At 49.8% G+C, this 5610-nt stretch carries 4 protein-coding genes and 3 pseudogenes; 2 read left to right on the plus strand and 5 right to left on the minus strand.

Features of this window, described 5'->3' with window-relative positions:
• Positions 1 to 94 precede the first annotated feature (94 nt).
• The 4 genes and pseudogenes from LZP96_RS23520 to LZP96_RS23535 form a co-directional block, all read right to left on the minus strand.
• Positions 95 to 1129 (minus strand): annotated as a pseudogene (locus tag LZP96_RS23520) (ISKra4-like element ISKpn19 family transposase); the annotation flags it as partial.
• Between the two features lie 36 nt (positions 1130 to 1165).
• Positions 1166 to 1738, minus strand: coding sequence for a recombinase family protein (locus LZP96_RS23525; RefSeq protein ID WP_001493762.1), 573 nt, complete (start codon positions 1736 to 1738; stop codon positions 1166 to 1168).
• Between the two features lie 136 nt (positions 1739 to 1874).
• Complete coding sequence (locus LZP96_RS23530) at positions 1875 to 2465, minus strand: plasmid pRiA4b ORF-3 family protein (protein WP_012477564.1); 591 nt, start codon at positions 2463 to 2465, stop codon at positions 1875 to 1877.
• Between the two features lie 90 nt (positions 2466 to 2555).
• Positions 2556 to 2738: pseudogene (locus LZP96_RS23535) on the minus strand (DUF4158 domain-containing protein); the annotation flags it as partial.
• A 161-nt stretch (positions 2739 to 2899) separates the two neighbouring features.
• On the opposite strand from LZP96_RS23535, the gene LZP96_RS23540 reads away from it, so the two are divergent.
• On the plus strand, positions 2900 to 3514 hold the full coding sequence (locus LZP96_RS23540) for a recombinase family protein (RefSeq protein WP_014839983.1): 615 nt from the start codon (positions 2900 to 2902) through the stop codon (positions 3512 to 3514).
• 318 nt (positions 3515 to 3832) lie between these two features.
• On the opposite strand, the gene LZP96_RS23545 is transcribed toward LZP96_RS23540, so the two are convergent.
• Positions 3833 to 4489 (minus strand): quinolone resistance pentapeptide repeat protein QnrS1, encoded by a 657-nt coding sequence (locus LZP96_RS23545; protein ID WP_001516695.1) that lies wholly within the window; start codon positions 4487 to 4489, stop codon positions 3833 to 3835.
• Between the two features lie 394 nt (positions 4490 to 4883).
• Here LZP96_RS23545 and LZP96_RS23550 point away from each other — a divergent pair.
• Positions 4884 to 5515: pseudogene (locus LZP96_RS23550) on the plus strand (transposase); the annotation flags it as partial.
• Positions 5516 to 5610: the final 95 nt, after the last annotated feature.

Below are 5610 nucleotides of genomic sequence, written 5' to 3' on the forward strand. Positions count from 1 at the left end.
GCAAGACGGAACGAAGCTCGCTGCATCGGCGCGGGGGAGTCACGGGGTGACTACGCCTTAGCGTGCTTTATTTTCCGAATTCTGAGACGACCCCAATATGTTCCAGCGCAGCGACAACATTGCCATGCCAGAGATATCGTTTAATGCTTTCCAGCAGTGCCAGAACTTTACTCCCCGCCTCTGGATCTGATACCAGCAGTCCCCGGGCATATTGCATGAGCACCGTCAGCCTCATGGTGATATGAAACCAGTCCAGCACATGCGTTGACTCAGGGTACATACCGAACTGGAGGTCCCTGAGATTATCCGCGCCGTCGGACAGAAAAAATATCTGCTGGTTGGCCTGCATTCCCTGCGCTGAAAGGTGGGTCATGAGCCTGCGTTCCGGATGACAGTCATCCTTCTGAACAAAACCGAAGCGGCGGGTGTCAGCAGGCGCACCAACGGAAAAAGACTTCCCGGCAATAATTTCAAAATTACGCTTTTTGTCATCCCGATCGCGAACATAACCACCATCTATACCCACCACAAGCGGTTTTCCTGGCCTGGGCAGGTTCCCCCAGTCGCGGGGGCAGCCGGAAAGAAAACCTGAATGAGCTTCAGCCTCAGCGTCAAGACGCTGCGCCACCTGGCATAAATGATTCCTCACCGTTGAGGCATTCAGGCTGTGGCCCACCGGCAGAATATCTTTCAGCAGACGAGTCGTCATTTCATAGGAGATCATCGAGGCCCAGCGGGTTTCAATATATTTCAGTGCCGGGTGAGAATAATCGCCGGCCCAGTCGCTGAGCAAACTGACTGTCTTTGTATCACTCTCTTCACAACGGCACCGGTACACCCGAAGCCCGGATACCGGAATAACGCCAAACAGCGTCCGGTACCGTATTTTCTGTTTGCCTTTGATTCTGCGCGCAGCAAGGCAGTGAGGGCACCGGATATGGTGTTGAGTATATTCGTCTGCCTGCAGCTGGACCACCGACTGCTGGACCGTATTCAGCAACAGCTTGGATTCTGACACCGATAATCCGATGTCGTTCCGGGTCTCCCCTGATTTCTGGATTGTCATCAGTTCCTCCGTTCGACTGGAGCCTGATTCATCGGTGATGACTATCTGGAGCGTCAGTTGCATCATTGCCTCCTGCTGTGGTGGATGACTATCTCCCGGCTACTGGTTGTTCATCTGGTGACGAAGCTTATAATATGTGGAAACGCCAAGGCCCGCATGGTCGCAGGCGATCCTGAGCCTGACCCCTCTGCTTCTGAGTGCGTCAATTTCCTGGATCTTTTTGATATCGGCGCCGGGGCGCCCTGTTTTTTCACCCCGTGCTTTTTTCGCGGCGATGCCGTCGGCCTGCCTTTCCTTCAGTAAGGCTCGTTCAAACTGGCTGAATGCCGACATCATGTGCAGCTGCAGTTCCTGCATCGGATTGTTTGTGCCGGCGCTGAACGTCAGCTGCTCTTTCAGAAAAATAAGGGTAACGCCCTGGTCACGAAGCCGGGTGGTGACAGCGCACATATCCGACATATTCCGGCAAAGGCGATCGATGGAATGAACCAGAAGCGTATCACCAGGGCGTAATTGCCCCAGGAGTTCCTGTAACCCCGGGCGGTTTGTGTCCTTCGCGCTGGCATGCTCAACACAAATTTTATCAGGCTGAAAACCCGCCTTTGACAATGCCTCTTCCTGACGGGCCGTATTCTGATCGGCCGAGCTTACCCTGATGTAGGCATATTGCACGCAAAACCTCCGGAAGGTCTTTAAACATCATAGAGATTTAAAGAATAATCCATAAACACTGATTTAGGGAGGTTTATAGACATTTTTTCGGGGATCTGAGAGGCATGCTGAAAACGTATACCTTTATAGACATCAGTCAGCGACGACGGCCCAGCCAGATAACTTCAGGCTCCAGTACCGGAGATGCAAGGTCGAGCCTGCTCAGTTGCCGGTTGATTTTGTGGCGGTTGAACCTGACAGCATCCAGGTCGTCAGCAAAAGGGCGGATCTCGCCGACCGTTGTTTCATCATCCGCATTAACGATAGCTTCAAGAAACGCCAGGGTTTTATCGAACTCATCCGCAGCTGTGGCTCCGGGCATACCATGGCCGCTTATACAAAACGGCGCTTTCAGCGTAGAGTTTTCATAAATGGCCTCAACACGAATGTCATGAAGCCAGTGCTCAAAGAAATTGTATTCATAGGTAAAGCGATCGCCAGCATCAAAAGCAAAATCATCAATCACGACCCGGAACGGATTATCGACAAAACCGATGCCTCCTTCGTAGGAGATACCGTAATCTTTGCCATAAATGTGAAATTGATGGAGATGGTCGTCCCCCCAGCCCTGCACTATCTGGAAAATGAAGTGAAGCGCGGCCAGTGACGTGTCGGCAGCAATTCTCAGCCGACGCCAGACCATCGGACTGACTCCATGAACTGCTATTTTGATGACGTAGATCTTCATAGTCAGCAGGTATTGTTATGAAATGATGGTGGTTATTTTAACCCCTGTAGATGGCATCATTCGATGGCTGCCCCGAGGTTTTTCATGCTCTCCGATCTGGATGATGCAATAAATTTGAGCGTGAAGCCCCCGGCGACTGCAGGCCAGCGCCAGTTCATATTCATTCAGCGCCAGAAACTCCAGCCGCTGTGCATCATCGAAATCAGGTAGACCATAGAGCGCTTCCTGCTCGGCGTCCGAAAGAATACTGAGGAGCTTATTTTTAGTAGGCATCTCTGATCCTTATGCCTATTTAAACGCGCTTGTCACATTATCATTAACATAGAACCTTTACGTGTCATAATTTAAATTACGGGTAATGTGACTACCGTTGACAGATTATGGTACCCAAATCAGAATGTCACATAATCGAACGTATATGTGACAGAGGAAATATGTTCATCGGATATATTCGGATGTCAAAAGCGGATGGTTCGCAGACGAATGATTTACAACGTGATGCACTGATCGCCGCAGGTGTTGATGCCGCACATTTTTATGAGGACCGGGCATCGGGCAAACGAGAAGAGCGTCCTGGACTTACAGCCTGTCTGAAAGCACTACGACCCGGAGACACGCTGGTCGTATGGAAGCTGGACCGCCTCGGTCGTGATCTTCGTCATCTCATTAATACAGTGCACGACCTGACCGCGAGGGGGACCGGTCTGAAAGTGCTGACCGGTCACGGGGCGACTATCGACACAACAACGGCCGCTGGCAAGCTTGTCTTCGGTATCTTTGCCGCACTGGCGGAGTTTGAGCGCGAACTGATTGCTGAAAGAACGACTGCAGGTCTGGCATCAGCAAGAGCCCGTGGGCGGAACGGCGGCCGACCTTATAAAATGACGCCAGTCAAACTGCGACTGGCAATGGCATCAATGGGACAATCAGAAACAAAGGTCAGTACGCTATGCCAGGAACTTGGGATAACCCGGCAAACTTTGTACAGGCATATTTCCCCTGTTGGTCAACTGCGGGCGGACGGGATCAAGCTGTTCAACCGTGGATAATTTGAACGGACGGAAAAATCTGGGGTTCCGGCGTAGTACCCCTATCACCTCCACATTTTTGCAACAGTGCCTTATAAATGGCAGCCTTATGTTTACTTGCCAAGATGGGCTACCATATGATGTTTTATACTGAGCAATATTAATATTATCTTTAATGGAAAAATTAAGCCCACTAAGTGACCCACTGCTATATGGCTCTATTGTGAAGACGCCTGAGGGTAAAAATTTATACATGGTTGTCCCTATGTCTATTATTGCAAGGTTGACAATATTATTCGTTTTATAAATTTGAGCGTTTAAAATCACACATCAAAGCAATTAGTCAGGATAAACAACAATACCCAGTGCTTCGAGAATCAGTTCTTGCTGCCAGGCTGCAATTTTGATACCTGATGTATCGACTTTGCGGGGATCTAAACCGTCGAGTTCGGCGTGGCATAAATTGGCACCCTGTAGGCTAAATTGCCCCCAGACATCTTCGGAAAAAACACCTCGACTTAAGTCTGACTCTTTCAGTGATGCACCCGCTAGGTTCGTTCCTATCCAGCGATTTTCAAACAACTCACATTTTTCTAAACAAACCCTCTCCATATTGGCATAGGAAAGATTACATCCAGAAATAAATGCTGAGCAAAAGTACATACGATTACTCACTTGATGGGCAAAGTTTGTTCGGGAAAAGTTGGCACCTTTTAAATCACACGCACGGAACTCTATACCGTAGCAATTGGCATTACTGAAGTTTGCCATCGCAAGTTGGCATTGTTGGAAACTTGCATCACGAAGATCTGCGACATCAAAGTGGCAGCCTTCGATATCACCCTGTTCAATGAACTTGCAGTTGACGAATGTCGTATCACGCAAGTTAGCACGTCGAAAGTCGCTGCGAATGAATGTGCAAGCGGTGAAGGTGAGATCACTTAAGTCTTTATGTGAAAAGTTGTGGTGCCGATATGTATGATTGTAGGTTTCCATGAGTACTCCTTGTTGAAAGGAGGGCTAGACTACCATTATACATATGCCAAGACATTAAAATAAAAGCCTGTTACATCAACACATTACAACCCCTCAATTTACCTGTTTTAAGTGGTCAAATTGGCGCGTAGAGCGCCTATCGCTCTTGCATTGGCACGCGGCCCTGTTGAAAAAAGTTATTCGCTTTAGATAGGGTTAGGAGAGCCGTGCTTCGCCGGTAAAAAATCGGACTATCCGACGCAGGGCGGACTCATCGGCGGAGAAGCAAACTTTGACTATATCTCCCTACACTTGGAAGAGGGCTAGACTGGCCCCATAGATCACCAGACACTTCGACTCTCTTAAAATAAGAGGTAGTCTTGGAACTATGTTTAATACCAGTCAGAACGATAAGATGGTTGGAGTGTTATCAGGACCTGAGCGGCGTCGGCGTCGTACACCGCAGGAAAAAATTGCCATTATTCAGCAGACTATGGAGCCCGGTATGACCGTGTCTCATGTCGCGCGCCTGCATGGCATCAATGCAAACCAGATATTCAAATGGCGCAAGCAATATTAAGACGGTTCACTGACGGCTGTTGCATCGGGCGAGGAAGTGGTGCCGGCCTCCGAACTCGCTGCCGCCAATAAGCAAATTCGCGAACTCCAGCGCCTTCTGGGCAAAAAGACGATGGAAGCCGAGATACTCAAAGAGGCCGTGGAGTTCGGCCGGGCAAAAAAATGGATTGCGCATGCGCCCTCGTTGCCTGGGAACGACGAATAAGCGACGTTTGCAGAAGTCTTGGCGTGTCGCGTGCGCAGTTGAGCATTCGGGTTCACCGGCCATCTGACTGACAGGATCGCAGACGGCAGCCCCGTTCTGACGATACCACCGTATTGTCCCGGATAAACATGGCGGTGGCTGACCTGCCGACGTATGGTTATCGCCGTGTGTGGGCGCTGCTGCGACGGGAGTCGGAGCGGGACGGCCTGCCTGTGGTTAATGCAAAGCGGGTGTATCGCATTATGAGAACGCATAATCTGCTTCGGCACTGTTGCAAAGTTAGCGATGAGGCAGCCTTTTGTCTTATTCAAAGGCCTTACATTTCAAAAACTCTGCTTACCAGGCGCATTTCGCCCAG

The organism is Huaxiibacter chinensis (assembly GCF_022171985.1).
Lineage (GTDB): Bacteria > Pseudomonadota > Gammaproteobacteria > Enterobacterales > Enterobacteriaceae > Enterobacter > Enterobacter chinensis_A.